The sequence below is a fragment of the Psychroserpens burtonensis DSM 12212 genome, assembly GCF_000425305.1.
Taxonomy (GTDB): domain Bacteria; phylum Bacteroidota; class Bacteroidia; order Flavobacteriales; family Flavobacteriaceae; genus Psychroserpens; species Psychroserpens burtonensis.
In genome coordinates this window covers 132876-156583 of sequence record NZ_AUDE01000014.1, presented here as the reverse complement: position 1 = coordinate 156583, position 23708 = coordinate 132876, and the positions used below count along the sequence as shown (strand labels likewise).

Annotated in this window: 28 protein-coding genes; 8 read left to right on the top strand and 20 right to left on the bottom strand. The window is 33.3% G+C overall.

Annotated features, from left to right (window positions below):
- Positions 1-677 precede the first annotated feature (677 nt).
- From rplS to H593_RS0107445, 10 genes are all read right to left on the bottom strand, one after another.
- Entirely contained in the window at positions 678-1031 is a 354-nt protein-coding gene (gene rplS / locus H593_RS0107490; protein ID WP_028871880.1) for a 50S ribosomal protein L19, read from the bottom strand.
- A gap of 269 nt (positions 1032-1300) precedes the next feature.
- Positions 1301-1978: a tRNA (guanosine(37)-N1)-methyltransferase TrmD gene (trmD, locus tag H593_RS0107485; protein ID WP_028871879.1), complete on the bottom strand. Its 678-nt coding sequence runs from the start codon at positions 1976-1978 to the stop codon at positions 1301-1303.
- A 124-nt stretch (positions 1979-2102) separates the two neighbouring features.
- Positions 2103-2519 carry a hypothetical protein gene (locus H593_RS0107480; protein WP_028871878.1) on the bottom strand — a complete coding sequence of 139 codons (417 nt, stop codon included), beginning with the start codon at positions 2517-2519 and terminating at the stop codon, positions 2103-2105.
- 83 nt (positions 2520-2602) lie between these two features.
- Positions 2603-2962: a DUF2834 domain-containing protein gene (locus tag H593_RS0107475; protein ID WP_028871877.1), complete on the bottom strand. Its 360-nt coding sequence runs from the start codon at positions 2960-2962 to the stop codon at positions 2603-2605.
- Positions 2963-2976: 14 nt separating this feature from the next.
- Positions 2977-3411 carry a GNAT family N-acetyltransferase gene (locus H593_RS0107470; RefSeq protein WP_028871876.1) on the bottom strand — a complete coding sequence of 145 codons (435 nt, stop codon included), beginning with the start codon at positions 3409-3411 and terminating at the stop codon, positions 2977-2979.
- A 104-nt stretch (positions 3412-3515) separates the two neighbouring features.
- Positions 3516-4124 carry a hypothetical protein gene (locus tag H593_RS0107465; RefSeq protein WP_028871875.1) on the bottom strand — a complete coding sequence of 203 codons (609 nt, stop codon included), beginning with the start codon at positions 4122-4124 and terminating at the stop codon, positions 3516-3518.
- A gap of 131 nt (positions 4125-4255) precedes the next feature.
- Positions 4256-4993 carry an LVIVD repeat-containing protein gene (locus tag H593_RS18685; protein ID WP_037051735.1) on the bottom strand — a complete coding sequence of 246 codons (738 nt, stop codon included), beginning with the start codon at positions 4991-4993 and terminating at the stop codon, positions 4256-4258.
- Positions 4994-5013: 20 nt separating this feature from the next.
- Positions 5014-5538, bottom strand: a complete 525-nt coding sequence (locus tag H593_RS0107455; RefSeq protein WP_028871874.1) for a hypothetical protein — start codon at positions 5536-5538, stop codon at positions 5014-5016.
- Between the two features lie 117 nt (positions 5539-5655).
- A complete protein-coding gene (locus H593_RS0107450) occupies positions 5656-7104 on the bottom strand; it encodes a glyceraldehyde-3-phosphate dehydrogenase (RefSeq protein WP_028871873.1) in 1449 nt (482 codons plus the stop codon).
- A gap of 139 nt (positions 7105-7243) precedes the next feature.
- A complete protein-coding gene (locus H593_RS0107445; RefSeq protein WP_028871872.1) occupies positions 7244-8662 on the bottom strand; it encodes a trypsin-like peptidase domain-containing protein in 1419 nt (472 codons plus the stop codon).
- Between the two features lie 154 nt (positions 8663-8816).
- Between H593_RS0107445 and dapF the strand changes: the two genes are divergently transcribed.
- The 5 genes from dapF to H593_RS0107420 all read left to right on the top strand — a co-directional run bounded on the left by dapF (position 8817) and on the right by H593_RS0107420 (position 12861).
- Entirely contained in the window at positions 8817-9590 is a 774-nt protein-coding gene (dapF, locus tag H593_RS0107440) for a diaminopimelate epimerase (RefSeq protein ID WP_028871871.1), read from the top strand.
- Positions 9590-10120 carry a GNAT family N-acetyltransferase gene (locus H593_RS0107435; protein WP_028871870.1) on the top strand — a complete coding sequence of 177 codons (531 nt, stop codon included), beginning with the start codon at positions 9590-9592 and terminating at the stop codon, positions 10118-10120. Before dapF ends, H593_RS0107435 begins: the two co-directional genes overlap by 1 nt.
- Positions 10110-11153, top strand: coding sequence for an endolytic transglycosylase MltG (gene mltG, locus H593_RS0107430; protein ID WP_028871869.1), 1044 nt, complete (start codon positions 10110-10112; stop codon positions 11151-11153). Before H593_RS0107435 ends, mltG begins: the two co-directional genes overlap by 11 nt.
- Before the next feature lie 4 nt (positions 11154-11157).
- Entirely contained in the window at positions 11158-12078 is a 921-nt protein-coding gene (locus H593_RS0107425; protein WP_028871868.1) for a DUF2279 domain-containing protein, read from the top strand.
- Positions 12079-12186: 108 nt separating this feature from the next.
- Positions 12187-12861: a hypothetical protein gene (locus H593_RS0107420; RefSeq protein WP_028871867.1), complete on the top strand. Its 675-nt coding sequence runs from the start codon at positions 12187-12189 to the stop codon at positions 12859-12861.
- Positions 12862-12929: 68 nt separating this feature from the next.
- On the opposite strand, the gene H593_RS0107415 is transcribed toward H593_RS0107420, so the two are convergent.
- The 5 genes from H593_RS0107415 to dnaA all read right to left on the bottom strand — a co-directional run bounded on the left by H593_RS0107415 (position 12930) and on the right by dnaA (position 18132).
- Complete coding sequence (locus H593_RS0107415; RefSeq protein ID WP_028871866.1) at positions 12930-13904, bottom strand: class I SAM-dependent methyltransferase; 975 nt, start codon at positions 13902-13904, stop codon at positions 12930-12932.
- Positions 13905-14051: 147 nt separating this feature from the next.
- A complete protein-coding gene (locus H593_RS0107410) occupies positions 14052-14768 on the bottom strand; it encodes an SAM-dependent methyltransferase (protein ID WP_028871865.1) in 717 nt (238 codons plus the stop codon).
- 2 nt (positions 14769-14770) lie between these two features.
- Positions 14771-16165, bottom strand: coding sequence for a PQQ-dependent sugar dehydrogenase (locus H593_RS18680; protein ID WP_037051714.1), 1395 nt, complete (start codon positions 16163-16165; stop codon positions 14771-14773).
- Positions 16166-16238: 73 nt separating this feature from the next.
- Positions 16239-16694, bottom strand: a complete 456-nt coding sequence (locus H593_RS0107400; RefSeq protein WP_037051712.1) for a low molecular weight protein-tyrosine-phosphatase — start codon at positions 16692-16694, stop codon at positions 16239-16241.
- Between the two features lie 10 nt (positions 16695-16704).
- A complete protein-coding gene (gene dnaA, locus H593_RS0107395) occupies positions 16705-18132 on the bottom strand; it encodes a chromosomal replication initiator protein DnaA (RefSeq protein ID WP_028871863.1) in 1428 nt (475 codons plus the stop codon).
- A gap of 189 nt (positions 18133-18321) precedes the next feature.
- Between dnaA and H593_RS0107390 the strand changes: the two genes are divergently transcribed.
- A complete protein-coding gene (locus H593_RS0107390) occupies positions 18322-18732 on the top strand; it encodes an acyl-CoA thioesterase (protein ID WP_037051709.1) in 411 nt (136 codons plus the stop codon).
- Here the strand turns inward: H593_RS0107390 and H593_RS0107385 are convergent.
- The 5 genes from H593_RS0107385 to H593_RS0107365 are packed head-to-tail and all read right to left on the bottom strand — an operon-like array spanning position 18729 to position 22279.
- Positions 18729-19349, bottom strand: a complete 621-nt coding sequence (locus H593_RS0107385) for an IMPACT family protein (protein ID WP_028871861.1) — start codon at positions 19347-19349, stop codon at positions 18729-18731. The two genes, H593_RS0107390 and H593_RS0107385, sit on opposite strands and share 4 nt — an antisense overlap.
- The gene (locus tag H593_RS0107380) at positions 19350-20213 is read right to left on the bottom strand and encodes an EamA family transporter (RefSeq protein ID WP_028871860.1); all 864 of its coding nucleotides are present in this window, start codon (positions 20211-20213) and stop codon (positions 19350-19352) included.
- Entirely contained in the window at positions 20210-20827 is a 618-nt protein-coding gene (locus H593_RS0107375) for an HAD family hydrolase (RefSeq protein ID WP_028871859.1), read from the bottom strand. The genes H593_RS0107380 and H593_RS0107375 overlap by 4 nt, the downstream gene beginning before the upstream one ends.
- On the bottom strand, positions 20814-21818 hold the full coding sequence (ribD, locus tag H593_RS0107370) for a bifunctional diaminohydroxyphosphoribosylaminopyrimidine deaminase/5-amino-6-(5-phosphoribosylamino)uracil reductase RibD (RefSeq protein ID WP_028871858.1): 1005 nt from the start codon (positions 21816-21818) through the stop codon (positions 20814-20816). The genes H593_RS0107375 and ribD overlap by 14 nt, the downstream gene beginning before the upstream one ends.
- Positions 21815-22279 carry an LEA/WHy family protein gene (locus H593_RS0107365; protein WP_028871857.1) on the bottom strand — a complete coding sequence of 155 codons (465 nt, stop codon included), beginning with the start codon at positions 22277-22279 and terminating at the stop codon, positions 21815-21817. Before H593_RS0107365 ends, ribD begins: the two co-directional genes overlap by 4 nt.
- Positions 22280-22332: 53 nt before the next feature.
- Between H593_RS0107365 and H593_RS0107360 the strand changes: the two genes are divergently transcribed.
- The gene (locus tag H593_RS0107360; RefSeq protein WP_028871856.1) at positions 22333-22824 is read left to right on the top strand and encodes a GNAT family N-acetyltransferase; all 492 of its coding nucleotides are present in this window, start codon (positions 22333-22335) and stop codon (positions 22822-22824) included.
- Positions 22821-23702, top strand: coding sequence for a peptide chain release factor N(5)-glutamine methyltransferase (gene prmC, locus H593_RS0107355; RefSeq protein WP_028871855.1), 882 nt, complete (start codon positions 22821-22823; stop codon positions 23700-23702). Before H593_RS0107360 ends, prmC begins: the two co-directional genes overlap by 4 nt.
- Positions 23703-23708: the final 6 nt, after the last annotated feature.

Here is a 23708-nt window from a genome sequence, read left to right as displayed (position 1 = left end):
TTATGAGAGTATAATTTAAAACCATACCTCACTAAAAAACAAAAGCCATATCACTGTATTTTACTACGTTGATATGGCTTTTTTGAAATAGCTTAACATGATCTATTTAACATTGCTGTTAAAATCAAGACAATTAAACTACTGTTCTTGTGTCTTTTTCAATTCAAGCATCACTAAATCAATGAAACGGTTCATAACTATCAAAAGGTATTGACTTGTCACTACTTGGCTTCGTTTAGATTGTTTTTCTTGATGTCTTGTATCTTTCACATTTGTGTTGGATACTTGAGTAGACATTGCTTTTTATTTTCGCATTCACTTTCGATTCTGCTACTTTTTAGAAGCTTTCCACTTAAACAGTGATTACTTGTTTACACAATTAATGTACTTTTTAAGCTTCATGATTTTTCTAAAACCTCAAAAAACGGTATCTAAAATAAAGAACATTTATTTATTACAATTTAACACTAATTTGAAAGTTAATTCAAAAACAAACGCGGTTTGTTGTTAATTGTTCTATAAATATATGTTTTTGTTTAATAATTTCAAATTTATAAGGGATTTAGATATTCACATTTTATCAACTACACTTATTAACTTTTGTTGATAACGTTGATAAATAAATAAAGCCTTGACAATTAATTGTCAAGGCTTTATAAAACTTATGTGGTTGAAGGTTATTTTCTTCTAACCTCTTTAATTCTTGCTTTCTTACCAGTAAGGCCTCTAAAGTAAAAGATTCTTGCTCTTCTAACTTTACCTTTCTTATTAACTTCAATTTTTTGAAGTGCAGGTAAATTAATTGGGAAGATACGTTCAACACCAACTGTACCAGACATTTTTCTAATTGTGAATGTTTGAGAAGAACCAGATCCTTTAACCTGTAATACCACACCTTTAAAAAACTGTGTTCGTACTTTTTCTCCTTCTCTAATTTCGTAATACACTGTTAATGTATCACCAGCTCCAAATGCTGGAAAATCTTTTTTTGTTACAAACTCGTCTTGTACAAATTTTACTAAAGAACTCATTTTATACTATTTATAATGATTGTTTCAAATCAACATTCACGATTCTCGCCAGAGGTTAATCTAAAAGTGGGTGCAAAGATAGTTAATAATTAATAATGGACAATTATTACTTTATATTTTTTGATGTTACTTTTTCTAAGATTGGCAAGTCTCTAATCTGAGTTGCAGTGTTAAATAAAAGTTTAGGCTTGTTTTCCGCAGTTGCTCTAAGCGAGTTGCTACATAAGGCTGCAATGGCCAAACAATCATGAGATCTTTATAATTATTTATTAATCGTCTAATAAATCGGGACGAAGCCTTTTAGTTCTATCGTAAGCTTGCTCCTCACGCCATTTTTCTATTTCGGGAAAATTTCCGCTAAATAAGACGGAAGGAACTTTCATACCATCATACTCTCTTGGTTTAGTGTAAATTGGAGGAGCTAGTAATCCATCTTGGAAAGAATCTGTCAACGCAGAAGTCTCATTACCTAAAACACCAGGTATTAATCTTATAATAGCATCACACAAAACTGCAGCACCTAATTCGCCACCAGACAAGACATAATCACCAATAGAAATTTCTCTGGTCATAAATTTATCGCGAACACGTTGATCAACACCTTTATAATGCCCGCAGAGAATAATAATATTTTCCTTGAGTGATACTTGATTAGCAATACCTTGATTAAGACGTTCACCATCGGGCGTCATATAAATAATCTCATCGTAGTCGCGTTCACTTTGTAATTTAGTGATACACTTATCTATCGGTTCTATCATCATGACCATACCAGCACCACCTCCAAATTGTGTGTCGTCAATGGCTTTGTAGCCGCCAGTTGCAAAATCTCTTAAGTTGTGAAAATGTACACTTACCAATTTGGCTTCAATAGCGCGCTTTAAGATAGAAGCTTCAAAAGGGCTTTTGAGCAATTCTGGTAATACAGTTATGATATCTATTCGCATTGTAATTGATTTTGGAATGCAAAGATAGAGTTAATTGAGGTATTTGATGAATTGTTTTTTTGAGCCTGTTGTATAATGTTTTCTTCGTAAATATGAAGACTCAGCAAGTAATCGCATTTCAAACCTATTGATGTACTTTATTTTTATGTGAATTTAAACGGAAGAATACGAGTATAAAGAATATGCAAAATGCCCAATCATTAATACCGTAAACAGAAAAGAATATCCCAGCCATTGCATCTCTATCAAAAACATCTGACACAGAATTATTAAACATCCATTGACTCCAAACAAGTCCGTAGATCAATTTTTCGATTGCAAATACCAAAACTAGCCATTTGATATTATGATATGTTTTTGCGACTGAAATATAAGCCAAGCCCCAAATAAGAATCATTAGTAGCCCAAAATTTGACATTACATCAGGATCAGACTGAGGAATAACAGGATTAGTGAAGAATTTAGAAAACACGAGTACAGACATATTCATTAATCCAGCGATAATAAAACCTTTGCTAATTGTGTCGTCTTTTATGTTCATATCATTCTTTTATTAGTTTGGTAATTGATTGATTCCTCAATCATTTTTAGGTTGAGGATAATGGATCACGTTGCGTGTTGTAATTAGCCGTTATTCGACATGTTCGAACTCTTATCAATAGCAATCCTCTCTAATCGATTAGCTCTCATATATAGAAACAAAGGAAAGCTAAAAGCTATAGCCACCAAGAAGGTGAGTGGAATTACAATCCACCAAAACTTAATTTTCAGTTTTATGGATTCGTAAATTATCCAGACTAAAAAAGTGATAACAACGATTGTAATATCTGCAATGATAGATTGCGCTGGAAGTGTCGTTTTGGTTAAGGCTATAAAATTTGTTACGGACGTATCTGTTTCCGTTAGGTAAAATTGAATATTGAAATACCAGGTGTAAATCAATCCTAAAATAGCGAGTAGGAGATAAAGGTGTTTAAATTTCATAGGTGTTATTTTATTTAGTACTCCAAAAAAAACTGTAAATTAGTATCTTTTATGAACCCCAATCGCTTATATAAATGTTGCGCAGGATTATTAAAAGCAGTCTGAATAGCTAGACCTTTGTTGTTTTCTGACACACATAAATGTTTAGCGCGATTAACCAATGCTTCTCCAATGCCTTGACTGCGATGTTTTGAACTCACGAACAAATCATTTAGTAAATACATAGGTTGCATAGAAACCGACGAGAACAAAGGATACAGTTGTGCAAAGCCAATAGCTTTATCATTATCATTGGCGATATAGATGATGGAATCATCTCTAATCATGCGCTGTTTTAAAAAGCGTTTTGCAACTTCTATGTTAGAGTCTTGATTGTAGAATACACGATAGCTATCAAAAAGCGATGCTAAAGAGTCTAAGTCTTTAAGTTTTGCGTGAGTTATAGTCATAAAAAAATCTATAATTAAAATTACAGATTTTTATTGATATTATTAGATTCTTTCATCGCTAAAAAACGATTTGGGGTGGCGTCTTAGTAATGACAGTTAATTAACTAGGATTTTTTCTGCTCGTTAATCATGTCTTGTAGCTGTCGTCTTACTTTTTGTTCGCGTTCTAAAGCATTACGTCTGTGCTCTTCAAATTCTTCTTCTATTTCTGCTAAACTTGTATTGGCTAGCTTAGTAATAGAATTACTGCTTTTGTATTTATAAATAAAGAGTAATAACAACGCAGATAAAATACCAACAATACTCCAAAGCGTTAGACTGTAATTTGGTTTTGTCATTGGCATTCCAAATAACTCCATATTATCTTTTTCAATAATGGTGTTGTCTAAACTCGTTTTAGTATTAGATAAATTATTTTTTAAAACTTTAATTTCATTTGATTGAGATTGCACTATAACTTGGGTCGCTTTCAAATCATCATGTACCGCTTTAAGAGAATCTATAGTATGTGCTTTAAGGGCATATAACCACGTTTTTTTTACTGTTTTGTAATCTTGCCAGCTGTTTGAACGTCTAATGACGTATTCAAACTGATTGTCTATTGTGCCACTATTTAGTGATAGTTTTTCGTCATCACTTGAGTTTTGAGCGTTTGCGGTAGAGAATAATAAAAGGGTTAATGCTGAAAATAAAAGCGTTTTAAGAAATTTCATTTTGGTTTGGTTGAAAATTAATAGCTAATTAATAATTGGCAATATAATAATTTATAGCGTAAAAAGTATATAATTTAGCCTCACAAAATGCAAGGCTATTTAATATTATGATATACGAATGAAATTAGTTTTTAGATGTTAATCGTGCTTAATTGTTCGGTGTTTTGAATACTGTTTGGGTTGAGACTATATTGATACAATCCGTTTTCTCCAATTAGGATGAGTGTGTCATTATTTACAATAACATCAAAAGCATCTCCATTTATAGAATGTATAAGCGATGTGTTTTCTATATCTGAGATGTCAAAAATCTTGACTTCATCATCACAAACGATTAAATAATCACCATATAAACCTAGGCCAATAGGCTTGGTTAAATGTCTTCTAGAGATAAAAATAGGGTTAACGACATCATTAACGTCATAGATTTCTAGTACGTTGATGTTTGTTCCGCAGCCAATATCGGCATGTAAGGTCACAAACGCGTGAGTTGCATTAGCAACAACAGGATCACAAGCCGTGAAATGTTGAACTTCAGAAAGATATAAGGGTTCCTCAGGATTTTGGATACTGTAAATGTACATTCCGTTTTGTGATCCTACGTATAGAAACTCTTTAAAATTAAATAAGGTTTCAATATTAAAACCAATAAAAACTTCATTGACTTTAACTGGATTTTCTCTATCAACAATACTAAAGACATTAAGGGTTGAGTTATCAACCGAGTACAAATGATCGTCGTAAGTGGTAAAACGGGCAAGTGAACCTGCTTTTCCAATGTCATTAGTGTTCTGAGATAATCCAGAAGCAGAGTCTGAATCGCAACCAAACATCATAAGTACTAAAAGTATAAGTATATATGTTTTCATTTTTGAGCTCAATTTATTGGTTAGTTGATGTTTCCGTTGAAAATCCAATCTACAACCACTTCGTCCTCATTGGCGCCATAGTATATGTTCCCAAATGGTGAAGTTATCTGCGGAAAAGCATTCGGCACACGCTTGGTAATCTCCATAATGCCTAATTGCGGATTTAGTGTGATCGCTAATAAATCTGTTGCATTATTTACATAAACTGAATTCCCCTTTATCGTCAAATCTGAAGACCCTAATACGTTAAGAAAAGCGATATTTTGTGGGTTTGTAGGATCTGTATTGTCAATAATATGGAATCCTTTATTGCACTCATTAATAAATATAAAATTATCTTTAACATAAATCTTTCCCGAGTTTACGATCACTTCTGCTGTGGTTTGCAATATGGTTGTTGCATTAAATTCTGAACGTTGCATCGTCACAGGTTCATAATATTCTTGAATTTGCGGCAGGACGTCATCTTCTGTATCTGTGAGCCAACAAGATTGAAAAAATAGACTACAGCATATTAGTAATACTACAACGGCTTTTAATTTCATAGTGATTGTTTTCTAATTACAATAGGTAGATGCTATAATTGGTAAAAGGTTGCTTCAAAACATAAAAAAAATCCCGTTTTTAGCAAATGGGATTTTTTTATCTCTGTATACTCTAGATTAATAATACGTAAAACGTCTTACTTTGGCAATATATTTTGCCAATCTAATTACTTGATGGCTATAGCCATATTCATTATCATACCATATATATAGGATCGCATTTTTGCCATCTGTGCGAACAATTGTTGCCTTACTATCATAAATCGCAGGAGCAGAGCAACCAACAATATCACTAGAAACCAACTCATCGTTCATTTCATATTTAATTTGCTCTACAAGATTACCTTCTAGTGCATGTTTTTTAATGACGGTGTTAATTCCTTCTATTGAAGTTTCTTTATCTAATTCTAAATTAAGTATTGCTAAAGATCCGTTTGGGACAGGGACTCTAATAGCATTAGATGTTAGTTTGCCTTCAAAAGAGGGCAGTGCCTTAGTGACAGCTTGACCTGCTCCAGTCTCTGTAATTACCATATTGAGTGCCGCAGCTCTACCACGACGATATTTCCCGTGGAAATTATCAACTAAGTTTTGATCATTTGTGTAGGCATGAATCGTTTCTAAATGTCCGCTTATGACACCAAATGCATCTTCCATAACTTTTAGTACAGGTGTAATGGCATTTGTTGTGCATGATGCAGCAGAAAATATATGAACCTTATCAGGGTTGTATTCTAAATGATTGACACCATGAACAATATTGGGTACTCCTTTTCCTGGAGCAGTTAATAATATTTTATCTACACCTTTAGACTTCAAATGTCTTTTTAAGGCTTTGTCATCTCTAAAGGCACCAGTATTATCAATAACTAATGCGTTTTTGATGCCGTATTTTGTGTAATCTATATCTTCGGGAGCGTTTGCAGAAATAATATTTACAGTAGTTCCATTAATAATTAAAACATTGTTTTTTACATCTGCAGTTACAGTTCCAGAGAAATCGCCATGAACAGAATCATTACGTAATAACGATGCTCGTTTTTCTAAAACGGTTTTGTCAATAGTACCTCGAGTCACGATAGCTCTTAATCTTAGCTGGCTACCTTTGCCAGTTTTAGTCATTAACTCCCTAGCAACTAAACGACCAATTCTACCAAAACCATAAAGGACAACGTCCTTTGGCTCAATAGCTTTATTTTTCTTTGCGTCTTTTAGTTTAGCAGCAACAAAAGCTGTAGCATTACTATACGTTTCGTCTTCTAAATGAAATTCATAAGTTAACTTTCCAATATCTAGTTTGGATGGAGGCATGTCTAAAACCAAAATAGCTTGAGCAATTTCTACCGAATCAAAAATAGAGATTGGTTTTTGTACGAATTCTCCAGCATATTCATGGAGATTTAAAATTTCGCTGACATTACGATCAATTAACTGGTTTCTAAAGAGTACTAATTCTATTGATTTGTCATACCAAAGGTCGCTAACAATTTTAATAAATTCGACTGTAGCTCGTCTCCGGTCTGCTTGAAAAGCGAGTTCTTTTTCATAAGTTCCGTTCAAACCCATTGTATTTAATTTAGTGTTGTGTTGTTTAAAATTTTGGCAAAAATACTATATTTCAAACGTTTTCGGAGTGTATTTATTGAAAATTAAAAACCCTTTAGAATTCAATATTCTTAAGGGTTTTATCACTAACCAACTACAACTATCTAAATAGTACTTCTTTTCGTTCTAAATTTGTATTCATATATTCTAGTTTAAAAATTGTATCCTGAGCATTGCTACCATATTTCGCAACAAATTCTTGAATATCTTCAATCGTCTTAATTGGGATATCGTTAATACCAGTAATAATATATCCTGGTCTAATCCCTAACTTTGTATATAAGTACTTGTTTTTATTAGATTGTACCACGACTCCTTCAGTGATATCTGTTTTCTTTTTAAATCTCTGCGGAAGGTTGCGTAATTCCATATCAATAAAATCAACACTTACAATATCACTTTTAGAAAGCGTCACTGGTATAGATTTTATTTCGCGGTCTCTGAGAATTTCCACATTAACCACATCATTTGGACGCTTGGTTTTTAAGTAACCACTTAAATCTGAAAATTTAGAGATCTCTATATTGTCAAGTTTAGTAATGATATCACCACTTTTAATTCCTGCTTTTTTGGCACCAGTATTGTCTTCAACATCTTTTACGAAAAACCCCTGAGTAGCGTTGACTCCAAATTCTTGAGCAGCTCGACTTGACAATGCTCCACCAGAAACTCCTAAAATACTTTCTTGTACATCACCATATTCTATAATGTCTTGGATTACTTTTTTAGCAATATTACTAGGTACTGCAAATGAATATCCAATATAAGAACCTGTTTGTGAAGAAATAGCTGTATTTATTCCAATAAGTTGTCCAGTAGAATTTACTAATGCTCCACCAGAGTTCCCTGGATTTATAGCAGCATCGGTTTGAATAAATGACTGAGAGTTTTTACCAGATAAATCACGAGCTTTTGCGCTAATAATTCCTGCAGTTACTGTTGAGGTTAAATTAAAAGGATTACCGACAGCTAAAACCCATTCGCCAACTTTAGCAGTGTCTGAATCGCCAAACTCGATTGCTGGTAAATCATCTTCTGATTCAATTTTTAAAAGTGCAATGTCTGTTTTTTCATCAGTACCTATTAATATGGCATCAAAAACACGATTATCGTTAAGCGTGATTGAAATTGTATTAGATCCAGTAATCACATGGTTGTTGGTGATGATATAACCGTCTGGAGAGATGATAACACCACTTCCTGTTCCTACTTGAGTTCTTTGTTGAGATTGACGACCATAAAACAGGTCTTCAAACGACGCAGCTCTAGAGACTAAAGCAGTGTTTTTGACATGTACTACAGAGTTAATTGTGTTTTCTGCTGCTACTGTGAAATCAGGTGCGTTTGTATTTAATACGTTTGTTGTTTTTGCATTATAGTTTGCATTCAAGAACTGCGGTTGCTCTTGCTCGCCTTCAAATTTTACAATTTGCTCTTTTTCTAAAAAGAGAGTATAGGCAGATAGTGCTATTATTCCACCTAACATAGAGATAAATACTAGGGTTAAAATCTTTTTCATTAGATATTAGTTTTTGTTGTTATATAAAATAATTAACGCTTAAATTTAACTATTTATTGAGTTTGAGATTCAACTTTAACGATTTTTAACGTCCCTATTAACGCTCATTTAACAGTCCTGTTTTTGATTCATAATTCCTATATTTGCAAGGCATATGAATCTAACTTTTTATAAATATCAGGGAACAGGAAATGACTTTGTGATGATTGACAACCGTCAAGAGCTTTTTGATAAAACCAATATTAAGCTTATCGCGTTTTTATGCGATAGGCGATTTGGTGTTGGGGCAGACGGTTTAATTTTGCTTGAAAACCATGATACCTTTGATTTTAAGATGGTGTATTTTAATGCTGATGGAAACGAAAGTTCTATGTGTGGGAATGGTGGTCGTTGTATTACAGCTTTTGCTAACTTTATAGGAGTCATTAATGATGAGGCAACCTTTGAAGCCATTGATGGTTTACACAAAGCGACTATTAGTAAAGGATTGGTAAGTTTACAAATGCAAAATGTGAAGGGCATTGAAGATCACAAAACGCATGTGTTTTTAGATACAGGTTCTCCGCATCATGTTCAAATGGAAGATCATCTATCGCATTTTGATGTGAAAACTGTTGGGAGACAGATTCGTTTTGCTGCTCCTTATAACGAAAGCGGTAGCAATATTAATTTTGTGTCTAAAATTTCCGAAGAAAAATTTGCAGTAAGAACTTATGAAAGAGGTGTTGAAGATGAAACGTTATCTTGCGGAACAGGAGTTACAGCTGTAGCTTTAGCAATGAATTATATTGGAGAAACTAAAAAAAATCACATTACGCTTCAAACAGAGGGTGGTGATTTACAAGTAGCTTTTGAAAAGTTAGATAAAGGCTATAAAAATATTTGGCTCATTGGTCCAGCAACTCAGGTTTTTAAAGGTACTATATAATGATAACACTCAAAGGGGAACATATTTATTTGAGAGCTTTAGAGCCTGAAGACCTCGACCTTATCCATGAGATTGAAAACAATCAGGACATTTGGGAGATCAGTAATACTATTACGCCATATTCTAAGTTTTTAATAAAGCAATATCTGGAACAGGCACATAAAGATATTTACGAAGTAAAGCAATTGAGATTGGTAATTTGCGATTTTGAGGATGTCGCTCTTGGGATGATAGATTTGTTCGATTTCGATTTTAAAAATAGACGTGCTGGGGTTGGGATTTTGATAAAGGATTCGGTCAACAGACAAAAAGGCTACGGAAAAGAAGCACTACAATTATTAACAGGCTATTGTAAATCCCAATTAGATTTACATCAGTTGTATTGTAATATTTCTGAAGAGAATGAAAAAAGCTTAAAGCTTTTTAAGAATCAAGGTTTTGAAATTATCGGACTAAAAAAAGGCTGGAACTACGTTAACGGTTCTTATAAAAATGAATACTTATTACAATCTATATTAAATGTACATTAAAAAAATACTTTGGGCTATTGCCATCATTGGTTTAATCGCAGTTGGAATTTTTGGCTATTATATTTATGGTGCCATGCTTGCGCCAAATACAACGTTCAATAATGACGAAGCTTATATATTTGTTCCATCTAATGCTAGTTACGCTGAGGTAAGATCGCAATTAGAACCTCTTTTAACAGATATTGATTCTTTTGATGCCTTGGCAAATCAAAAAAAATACACGACCAATCTTAAGGCTGGACGATTTATAATTAAAAAGGGAATGAGTAATAATGATATTATAAATTCAATTCGTAGTAATAATATACCGCTTAAAATAGCCTTTAACAATCAAGAGAAATTATCAAAATTAGCTAGTCGCATTAGTACTCAAATTGAAGCAGATAGCTTGTCGATTTTAAAGTCTATGATTGATCCAGAGTTTTTGAAAGCTAGCGGATTTACTTCAAAAACAGCACTTGGGATGTATATACCCAATAGCTATGAGTTTTTCTGGAATACCTCTGCGGAAGGATTTAGAAATCGCATGTTAAAAGAATATAATCGCTTTTGGAATGATAACAGAAAGGCGAAAGCAAAAGCTCTTGGTCTAACAAGAGATCAGATTATGACACTTGCCTCTATTGTTCACGAAGAATCAAAGCAAGCTAGTGAGCAACCTAGAATTGCTGGTGTATATATGAATAGAATTAGAATTGGTATGCCATTACAAGCAGATCCAACACTAAAATTTGCGGCTTACCAATTACCAGAATATCAGAATACCATAATTAAACGTGTGCTTAATAAGCATAAGGAGATTAAATCGCCTTATAATACTTATTTGAATGCTGGTTTACCTCCTGGTTTAATTGCTATGCCAGATGTTTCTGCTATTGGTGCTGTACTTAATTATGAAAAACATAATTACTTGTATTTTGCAGCAAATGCAAAAAAGTTGGGTTTTCATAAGTTTTCTAAGACATTGAGCCAGCATAATGCTAATGCTAGAGAATATCATAATTATTTATCGTCTCAAGGGATTAATAAATAATGCTATGAACCGTTACATACTTCTTTTTCTATGTTGTGTTGTGACACTATTTGCTAACTCTCAAGCACAGTCTCAATTCAAATTTGATTCCTTTTTTAAACCAAGTGACACATTCCACAAGTCACGGAGAAATACTATTGCTATTGCTGAAGTGTCATTGGCGTCTCTTACCTTAATTGGTTTGGACCAGTTATGGTACTCAGATTTTGAGCGTTCTAAATTTAAAACGGTAAATGATTCTGATGAGTGGTTGCAGATGGATAAGTTTGGACATGTATTTTCTGCTTATCAATTAGGAAGAGTAGGAGCTAACGTTCTTAATTGGGCTGGAGTTAATAAAAGAGATCAACTTATTTATGGCGCAACTCTAGGTTTTGGGTTTTTAACGGCAGTTGAGATATTTGATGGCTATTCTCAAGAGTGGGGTTTCTCGTGGTCTGATATGGCAGCTAACGCTGCGGGAACTGGACTTTATATTGGACAAGAATTATTATGGGATGAGCAACGTATCACACTTAAATACTCATTTCATCAAACGCAATTCGCAAATCAGCGTCCAGATAAATTAGGAGATGGCTTCTTAGAGGAGATTCTAAAAGATTATAACGGACAAACATACTGGTTAAGTGCAAACGTCAATTCTTTTTTTAAAGAGAGTAAAATACCTAAGTGGTTTAACGTTGCATTTGGTTACGGAGCAGAAGGGATGTTGTCTGGAAGAACAGAAGATGTTGATAACCTATTAATAAATCAAAATAGGAGGCGACAATTTTATCTCAGTTTTGATGTAGATTTGACTAGAATACAGACAAAGTCGCGCGTTTTGAGAACTTTACTTGACGTTTTGAACGCAATAAAAGTACCAGCTCCAACGATTTCGTTTGACCGAGAAAATGGCGTTAAGCTACACTATATCTACTTTTAACAACAGTTTAACACCTAATTTTCAATAGTTTAATAAAAAGCGTATATTTGCATGCTGAAATTTTGGGACAGTTTAATAAACAATATGTCTTAAAGAAAGTTAGCTTCTATGATAAAAAAAGTAAGTAATTATTTCGTTATTTCATTAGCTATTTGTGCCACTCTTTCTATGGCACTTAAACCTCAAGAATCATTGAATTTTGATGATTATTCAACCGAAGGTATAGAGTTAAATTATGATATGGCTCATCTTGACGAGGCGCATAATTTTGAACAAACCCAATTGTCAAATCCATTTCAATCATCTCCTGTTTATTTTCCCAATTTAGGGAAATCTTATGTTGGTTTTAAAGAGGCCTTAGCTTTCAAAGAGTCTAGAGGTAATTATTTTACAGTAAACACATTAGGTTACTTAGGTAAATATCAATTTGGGGCAGAAACTTTGAAACTTATAGGGATTTATAATCCTACAAAGTTTTTATACAACCCTAAACTTCAAGAAAAAGCGTTCTTAGCAAATGCAGAGCGTAATAAATGGATTCTAAGAAAGGATATCAAACGTTTTGAAGGTAAAAAAATTAGCGGTATTGAGATTACAGAGTCAGGAATTCTGGCAGCTGCTCATTTGGCGGGTCCTGGAAGTGTAAAGAAGTTTTTAAGAAGCTATGGAATTAAAAATGTATCTGATGCATATGGCTCTTCAGTACGATATTATATGAAGAAATTTTCAGGATATGATACGTCTTTTATTGAAGCAGATAAGAGAGCGAAGGCTATTTTGTAGAGAAAGATTTAAGTCATTAAAAAAAAAGCAGAACATCTAATAACTTAGTTGTTCTGCTTTTTTTTAAACTATTGTTTTTTATAAACACCAAATAAAAAATCTGAAGAGTTAGTGTCTAAATAGTCATCCTCAAATTGGAATAGATTATGCAGTAGTTCGCGCTTTTCATCATTTAAATCCAAAAAATGATGAGATATATCTTTTAGAACGTTCATTAATATATTGCCACCATAAGGTTTTTCGATAATCGTATCAAAATTATTATGAATAGTTGGCTTTATATTTGCTGAGTCTACACATTCCGAAGGGTCTGCTATTATCATTCTTAAAACTCCAGAACCGTAAAAGTTGTCCTTTATTATCGTCGAGTTATAACGTTTTTTAAATTTTTTTGGAATTATATTAAGAGCATTATTAATCGCTTTAGTTTGATGCTTAGGGAATTGTAATCTATTAGGTCCAATGTATTCATTGATAACCAATAAGCCAGAATCATTTAAACACTTATTAATTTTTTGAGTTAATAAATGTTTGACATCTTTAAAATGATGAAGCGACGAATTAAAGAGGACAACATCGTAATAATTGTTTTTAAATTCAAATTTATCGATGTTTGAACAGAGAAATTCAATGTTGTTTAGATTTTTAGATTTTGCATGTTTAATAGCGCCATCAATTCTTTCTTTTGATAAATCAACACAGGTTATTTTTTCAAAATTCTCATAACAAGCCAATTCCATTTCGTGTCTACATGTTCCACTTCCCAAAGAAAGTAACTTTAAGTTAGTCCTGTCTTTTAGAATGTCTTGCATTAAAAATTGCTTATAATTAACTTTAGGGTTTCCGGTTATTTTTAAATTTCTCCTGGCTTGAACAGATGGGATTATCCACCAATTAGAACTCAACTTTGAAGTCTTGTTAAAAGCACTTTTTGTTCTTGATGAACTAGAGAAGGTGAATTTAGAAATTATAAATTCCCAACCTCTTTGTTTTCCTTTTAAAAAAGTATCAATTATATCATCAACTGTAATTAATCTAATCATTTTGTTTAAGAATTGTCAACAGACCTAATACTAGTAATTTATTGTTTTTCTTATTTTGAGCGAAGTCGAAATTAGTTTTTTAAATTGAAAATTAGCCATTAAAATGTAGTGAAAAGTAAAAATTTTAATATCATATAAATCATTTTGTTAATCCTTATGAATTATAAAAATAGCTGGACGCTTGTGTAAATCAACTTTAGAGTGTTTCCATTCACCTACGGTCATTGTTTTAATATACTCTGTAGGTAATGTGATATCACAAGCAATACAAACTCTAGTATTTGGATGGAGTATTGCACAAATATCTTCTAAGATTTTATTATTGCGATAAGGCGTCTCAATGAACAATTGTGTTTGGTTTTGTTCAAAAGATAAGCGCTCTAATCGTTTAAGTGTTGCTTTACGTTCAGATTTGTCTATGGGAATATATCCATTAAATGCGAATGACTGTCCGTTCATTCCAGAACTCATTAAAGCCAAGACAATAGATGAAGGACCTACTAAAGGGACAACTTGAATATTGTATTCATGAGCCAATTTCACAATATCTGCACCAGGATCTGCAATTCCAGGACAGCCAGCTTCGGATAGTAAGCCCATTGACTTTCCATTTTTACAATCATCAAGAAAATTTTGAGTTTCTTCGGGTTGCGTGTATTTATTTAAAACCTTGAAATTTAAAGACGATTGTTGTTTACGTGAATCAATTTTTTTTATAAATCCTCTAGCAGTTTTTTCGTTCTCTACAATATAGTCATCCACTATTTCAATGATTTTTTTTACTGAAATAGGCAAGACTTCTAAAGGTGGATTATCGCCAAGACGGGTTGGGATAAGATATAGTATTCCGAAGTTATTTGTCATAATTACTCAACTATAAGTTTACGAACACTTCTGTCACCTCGCTTATTACTAATCTGTACGATGTAAACTCCAATAGTTAAAAATTCTGTGGGAATAGTGATTAAGTGCTTTTCAAAATTTGAATGGCTTACAATTAATTGTCCTTGTGTATCATGAATAGTAATTGACTCTATTTGATTTGATGCGTTTGATGAAGCAAAAGTCAAAATAGTTTTTGCTGGATTAGGATACATCTTTATGTTGCTGATGGATTGATTGTCTATACTTAAATCTACTTCGTTTAATTTAAAAATAGCGCCTTGAAACAAACTAACGACATATAGTTCTCCATCAAAATCTTCTCCAAAAGCAGAAATACCAAGACCAGACAGGTCTTCTATAAAAGAGATGTCATAATTGCCTGGTGTTGTTTCCTGCACATATCCAATATCGTCACTACAAAAGTCTGCGAAGAAATAAAGGCCTTGTAAAGTGATTTTTGTGGTGCCTCTGTAAACATAGCCTCCAGTAATTGAACATCCACCAGTACTACTATGAGTATATTGTGCTACTGGTGCTTCATGCGTTATTGTATTACAACTTGTTTGACTACTAAAGATAGAATTTCCTTCAAAGCATTTCCAGCCATAATTCTCTCCACCGGTTGAAGATGCGAGTGCTTTGTTAATCTCTTCAATTTGATTTTGTCCTACATCTGCGGTCCATAAATCACCTGTAGTTTTATCGAAAGAAAATTTCCAAGTATTTCTTAACCCATAAGACCATATTTCATTTAAAGCAGCAGAGTTTTCAACAAAAGGATTGTCCGCTGGAATACCATAATTCCCCATATCTGTTGCGTCCACATCAATTCTAAGCATTTTTCCTAGTAAGGTGTTTAAACTTTGGGCTCTATTACCAGGGTCATCTGCTGCACCACCATCACCTAAAGAGATATAGAGGTAGCCCTCTGGACCAAAGTGCATATCACCACCATTGTGATTACCAAATGGTTGTACAACGCTTAAAAGAACTACTTCTGAGTTTGGATCTGCGATATCAGCAGAACTTCGCGTAAATCTAGCAATCACAGTGTCTCCATTATTATCTATATAGTTAACGTAAAAGTAACCATTGCTAGCATAATTGGGGTGAAAAGCCATGGCGAGTAAGCCTTGTTCTCCTCCAAAATCTGTTACTCTACCATCAATGTCCAAAAAGTTAGTTGGGTTTATAGAGCCATCTGTATTCATCACTTTTATTCTACCATCTCTCTCAGCAACAAAAAGTCTGTCATCTCCAGCATGCTTAATATTCACGGGATTTGAAAGGCCAGTTGCAAAAGGTTCTAAAGAGATGTCTTGGGCAAAAGTTAAGGACACAAAACAGCAGGTTATAAGAAATGTAATTTTTTTCATTTTTCTAAGATCTAAGGATTTTTTTACAAAATACGACAAAAAGATGCAATATTGTTTTTAATCACATTGTGAACTATCTCAAAAGTTGATTAGCAATAAAATCGGTAGCATGATCTAAAAGCTCGAAAACAGTCTCAAATCCTGAGATTTCATCATAGTAAGGATCGGGAACTTCCTTAACTATAGAAGTTGTATCAACTTCTAGTATGAGTTTGACTTTCGCAATATCGTATATGTTTCTTGCGAGTTTTAAAACATTTTCAAAATTAGAATGATCCATTACGTAAATATAATCAAACGTATCAAAATCTGAAACTTCAAATTGTCGTCCACGTTGATTAGAAATATCTATTCCGTGAGTATTAGCAACTGCTATAGAGCGTTGATCTGGTAAGCTCCCAATATGATAATTTGCGGTCCCTGCAGAATCTACACAAAAAGAATCAGGAGGAAGTTTAGATTCTAAGATACCATGTGCCAATGGAGAGCGACAGATATTGCCTAAACAAACCATTAGTATACTTATCATTACTATGAGTTTATAGAGATAGTTTTTTTGAAAGGTCTTCCACGTATTTCCTAAACTGTTTGTCTGTGGAAGACAAATTGTCTACTGTTTTACATGCGTGAAGTACCGTAGCATGATCTCGCTTTCCTATTTGAGAACCAATACTTGCTAATGAGGCTTTAGTATATTTTTTAGCAAAAAACATAGCTAGCTGCCTGGCTTGCACGATGTGTCGTTTTCTCGTTTTAGATTGTAGTGTACTGACATCCATTTGAAAATAATCTGATACTACTTTTTGAATGTAATCTATTGACACTTCTCGTTTTGTATTTTTAACGAACTTCTCAACAATTTCTTTAGCAAGATTAATCGTGATTTCTTTTTTATTGAAAGAAGATTGAGCAATTAATGAGATGATTGCACCTTCTAATTCGCGTACATTAGTTTTAATATGTTTAGCAACATATTCAATAATGTCGTCTTCCATTTCTACACCATCCCGATATAACTTATTTTTAAGGATAGAAACTCTTGTTTCAAAATCTGGGCTTTGCAATTCGGCAGAAAGTCCCCATTTAAAGCGAGATAACAAACGTTGTTCAATGTCTTGCATGTCAACAGGAGCTTTGTCACTCGTTAGTATCACTTGCTTTCCGTTTTGATGTAAGTGATTAAAGATGTGGAAGAATACATCTTGTGTTCCCGACTTTCCAGATAAAAACTGAACATCATCAATAATCAAAACATCTATGATTTGATAGAAGTGAATGAAGTCGTTCCTATTATTCTTTTTTACAGAATCAATATATTGCTGTGTGAATTTTTCCGCAGAAATATATAATACTGTTTTCTCTGGATATTTATCTTTTATATCAACACCAATTGCATGTGCTAAATGTGTTTTTCCTAAACCTACACCGCCAAAAATAAGGAGTGGATTAAATGAAGTTCCTCCTGGCTTGTTAGCAACTGCTAAACCAGCATTTCTTGCTAAACGGTTCGCGTCTCCTTCAAGGAAATTTTCAAAACTATAATTAGGATTAAGCTGAGATTCAATTTTCACATTTCTAATTCCAGGAATCACAAATGGGTTTTTTAACTCAGGACTTCTGTTGTTTAAAGGAACATCTACCTCTTGAGATTTTAAAGCCCCGCGATTAGAACTTGGAATCTTTTCAGTAAATGGTTGTTTGTTACCATAGGTATTTTCCATTTTGATAACATAAACTAATTTTGCAGATTCGCCAATTTGCTTAGTAAGGGCTACTTTTAAAATTTTAACATAGTGTTCTTCTAACCACTCGTAGAAAAATTTACTAGGGACTTGAATGCTCAATGCATTATCTGTAAGCTTAACTGCTACTATAGGTTCAAACCAAGTTTTGTAGGCTTGTGGTTGTATATTGTCTTTTATAAATGAAAGACAGTTATCCCAAACCGATTGCGCAGTTACATCCATTCTCTAAGTTAATTTTTATGTTGATAATTAGTTAGCAAAAAAAAGAGAAATGTGAATTTCTCTCCAATAATTCTAGGCGGCAAATATGTGAACAAATTTCTTAATAAAAAAATCAAAAGCTGTTGATTAATTAGAAATTTTTCCTCATGTTTAACTCGACTCGAAATTACAAAAAAAATATCAAAACTTATGGGGAATCTTACTAAAACAACAGAAATAGAATTTAGAGTTCGTTATAGTGAAACAGATCAAATGGGAGTTGTATATCATGGCAATTATGCTCAGTATTTTGAAATGGGAAGGACTGATTGGCTAAGAGAAATAGGTTTTTCTTATAGAGCAATAGAGGAGGGTGGTATCATGTTGCCAGTAATTTCTTTAATGTTAAATTACAAAAAATCAGCACGTTATGATGACCTCATTAAAGTAAAAACTAGACTTGTGAAATTGCCAACTGCAAAAATTGAATTTGATTATGAAATAGTAAATGAAAATAATGAAATTTTAACGACTGGAAATTCCGTTTTAGTCTTTATTGATATAAAGAAGAATAGGCCTACAAAATGTCCGGATTATATTTTAGATAAACTGCAAGATTAATCGTTTAAATCCTTTATATTTATTTCGTAAAGTGTATCAAAAATCTCAAATATTGAAGAAGCATCTTTTAATCTTACTGAAATTATAAGTTCACAACTTAATTCTAAAGTCTGTTTAATTATTTTTAAGTTTTTCTCTTTAATAATTCTCATCACAGTATTCATGTTTTTGTAGTCAAAAGTGATGCGGTATTCGATATTTACGGTTCTAGTTACAATTTTAGAGACCTCTAAAGCCATTTGAGCTCCAGTTCTGTAAGCATTTATTAATCCGCCAACACCAAGTTTTGTACCTCCAAAATAACGAACTACCACAATGAGTAGGTTGGTGACTTCAAAGGATTGTATTTGACCGTAAATGGGCATTCCGGCGCTATTATTTGGTTCACCATCATCATTCGCTCTAAATACAAAGTCTTTCTCTTGTTTGCCAAATTGGTAGGCATAACACCAATGTCTTGCTTGATGATGCTGCTTTTTTAGATCTTCAATGTGATGTTTGACTTCGTTTTCTGAAGTAATAGGAAACGCATAACCAAAAAACTTGCTGTTTCTATCTTTAAATAAAGCCTCTGGAGATGGTTTCGTTATTGTTTTATAAATATCGGTTGCTTCCATTTACGCTAAGGTAACAATAACAATAGAAATAATTGCTAGTATAATTCCCATCCAATTAATTTTAGAGATCTTCTCTTTAAAAAAGAGCAAGCCTAAAAGCGTTGATACCATCACTATGGCCACATTATTTACGGTGAACAAGGTCGAACTCTCTAAGCTTTCGTGATTGAGAGCTTTTAATAGATAGTAGATTGAAAAGTAATTTACCATTCCTAAGATTATGCCGCCAATTACTGATTTAGCTGGGAATTTATAAGGTTGTCGTATTGCTTTTACAATTAAAATACTAGCACCAATGATAAAAGCAAAGGCAAAAATGCTAGCCGAAAAAATAGGAATACTATTCTCAGGCAGATACGTGGTTTCTATATATTTTATCGAAGTATCAATAATACCAGATCCAAAAAACAATAAGATGGGCAACCATAGGCCTTTGGTTGGATTATTAATAGTTTTGGACTTGACAGAACTCAGATATACCGATACTAATGCCAATAAAATCCCAATAACTTTTTGAACGCCTACTCCTTCATTGTAAATATAAATCCCGAAAATTACAGGAATGATTACGCTCATTTTGGAAGCAACAGAAGCGACCGAAAGCCCTTTGCGTTGAGCAGTCAAAGCCATAACATTAAAGATGGCGATAAACAAAAACCCTAAACCAATTGCTCCATAAATCCATTTTGATCCTATAATATCACCTATAGCTATGGGCTTATCGTACATCCATAATCCAAATAAACAGGCAATGAAGTAGTTAACGACAATGGCTTGAAGTGTATTGATTTTGTATTTATCAAATAATTTAAAAATGATGAATATACACGTAGAGGCAACAATACTTAGTAATAGATAGATCAAAATAAGTCTTTATTTATAACGAATAATTCTACGATATCCTGTTTGTTTTCGTCAATATTCCAAACATGTATCCCCAGAGACGCTGCGGTATCAGTATTCTCCTTGGTGTCATCTACAAAGAAACACTCTTCATATTTCAGTTTGTTTTCTTGGACTACAAACTCGTAAATATCGGCATTTGGTTTTCTTAACTTAATTTCGTGCGATAAATAGAATGTGTCGAAACATGATTTGAAATCTTCGTAAAATGATATATTATCTGCAATCCAACTAATATGTAATTCGTTGGTGTTACTCAATAATATAAGCTTGTATTTTCCCTCTTTCGCAAGTTTTTTTATGAATTCTAATCTGTGCTCAGGAAAATCTTTGAGGATATAATTCCAGGTGTCTATAATTTCTTTTTTAGATAACTCAGGGAAATTATCTGTATAAAACTCTGTAAATTCTTCTGTAGAAATTAAACCTTGTTCATATAAGGTGTTGATGGCGATTAAGTCCTCATGCAATTCATCCAACTCAAATAACTCAAGAGCATTTTTCATAGCACCTTGCTTATCTAAATTGATGAATACATCACCAAAATCAAATATTAATGTTTTAATTGTTGACATATATATGTAGTGTATCGTCTATTATTTTTTCTTCGGAAATGAGCTTACCTATAAACTCGGGCGCTTTTATTCCGTTTTTAAAAGTTGTAGGTCCTGCAAATACGCGTGCTTCATCCCAAAGATTTTCATCAATAAAGGTTTGAAGTGTTTTAGCACCTCCCTCTATAATGACAGAGTTTATAGCTTTAGAATGCAACAGTGTAGCAATCTGTTTCGCTAGAGGGTTTTTGAAATCAACATTTTGGTCAGAAATTACTAATGTTTCAGCATCAGTATTAAAAACCGAATGTTCTTTTGATAATTTCAATTCCTGATCTATAACAACACGAGTAGGGTTCTTTCCAGTCCATTCTCTAGCTGTTAAACTTGGGTTATCTTCTAAAACCGTATTTGTGCCAATCAAAATAGCCTGTTCCTCAGCGCGCCATTTATGAACCAATTGCCTAGAAAATTTATTGGTAATCCAAACGGGTTTTTTTTCATCCTTTTGTAAAGGCGCTACAAACCCATCTGCAGTTTCTGCCCATTTTAATATAATATAAGGACGCTTTTTGTTATGAAATATAAAAAAGCGTTTGTGATGTCGTTTGCATTCGGTTTCTAGAACACCAACAGTGACATGGCGTCCAGCAGCTATAAGTTTTGCGATTCCTTTTCCTGAAACTTCAGGATTATCATCAATACAACCAATCACGACATTCGCAATTTGATGCTTAATAATCAAATCACTACAAGGCGGTGTTTTTCCGAAGTGAGAACAAGGCTCTAATGTCACGTAAAGTGTTGCGTCTTTAAGTAATTCTTTATTTTCTACGGAATTTATGGCGTTCACTTCCGCGTGATTACCACCATAAGCACTCGTGTAGCCTTCACCAATAATTTCGTCGTTATGCACAATTATACTCCCAACCATTGGGTTTGGAGCAGTTGTGCCTAAGCCTTTTTTGGCGATTTCAATACAGCGTTTTATATAGGTTGCGTGTGTTCTCAATAGTTAAGTTTGACCATTTCGGTTTCATCAATAGGGTAGGTGTATGAAAATCCAAATGTTTTATAAATAAGGTCTCCTTTATATTGCACCTTAATTTGTTTGTTAATTAAACTGTTTAATAATGAGCCAATAGCATCTGTTCCTCTCATTTTTAAAATACTATCGGTACTAATATCTACTTTTAATGGAATCGTAAACTCCTTTCTTTCAGGAACATCAAAACTTTCCGACGACAGTTTCGCTAATTTAATATCATTCACATAAATGGAAATTGCATCGCTCTTTAAACTTCCGCCGAGGTCATTAGGGTTTTCAAAAAGCACAGTCGCTGTAAGGGTAATTAATCTGGAGTTAGAATCTACAACTTTGATATCTTCAATGCCTTTAAAAATTGGTTTTTCTTTTACGGCACAGCTCAGTATGCTCATGGTGACTATTAATAATAAAATGAGTTTGCCCATGGTCTTAAAATAGATTTATCTGTATCTTCACAGCGCAAAAATAGGATAATAAAGTGAGTGAAGAGGAGATTGTAATTAGAGAAATTAGAGCAGATGATAATCTGCAAACAGAAGCAGTTATAAAAGCTTGTTTTTTAGACTTTAAACTGCCTTTAACTGGCACTGCTTATGAAGACGCCGAAACGCCTTTTATGTATGAGGCGTATCGTGAAGAAAAATCGGTTTACTTCGTGGTTGCCAACGCTACTCAAGTTCTTGGAGGTGCAGGAATAAAACATCTTAAGGACTACAACGGTAATGTTTGTGAGTTGCAAAAAATGTATTTTTCTTCAGAGATTAGAGGAAAAGGTTATGGTAAGAAACTCATTGGTAAATGCTTAGAGGCTGCTAAAAATTTTGGTTATGATACCTGTTATTTAGAAACGATTCCAGAACTTAAGGCAGCAATTTATATTTATGAAACTCATGGGTTTACCCATAGAACAGAGCCTTTAGGGAATACAGGTCATTATTCTTGTGGTATTTGGATGGAAAAAGTATTATGATTTTAAAAGACATACGTAACATATACCATAGTGAGTTAGATGCTCTCTTCGGAAAAGAGGAAGTAGATTCCTTTTTCAACGTGTTGATAGAACACTATCTGAATCTAAAACGCATTCATTTGGTTTTAGATCCTCAATATATGATCACAAAAGAGGAAGAAAAACCACTTTTTGAAGCCTTAACACATTTAAAATCACAAAAACCTATCCAGTATATTTTGGGTGAAACCGAATTCTACGGATTACTATTTAAAGTGAATGAGCATACATTAATACCAAGACCTGAAACGGAAGAACTCGTTGACTGGATAATTAATTGTCACACTGAGCGCAGTCAAATTGTAAGCAAAGAACCTCAAACCAAAATTCTAGATATAGGAACAGGAACAGGATGTATTGCTATTTCATTAGCAAAACACCTTTTAAATACCAAAGTTTCTGCCTTAGACGTTTCCGAAGAAGCATTAGTAATAGCTCAACAAAATGCAGAATTGAATGTAGTTAATGTTGAGTTTATTCATGATGACATTTTGAATTCGCGTCAAACAGAACTTGTTTCAGTATTTCATAAGTATGATGTTATTGTTTCAAATCCACCATACGTTCGCAACCTTGAAAAAGCTGAAATACAACCCAATGTTCTCGATAACGAACCGCATTTGGCCTTATTTGTGGATGATGAGAATCCATTACAGTTTTATAAAGCTATTTGTGAATTTGCACAAATCAACCTCAAAGCCAATGGGATGTTATATTTTGAAATCAACGAATATCTAGGAGCGGAGATGATTGCATTGTTAGAAGGCTATGGTTTTAAAAACATTGAACTAAAGAAAGATCTATATGGGAAAGACAGGATGGTCAAAGGTGTGAAGTAACCACCT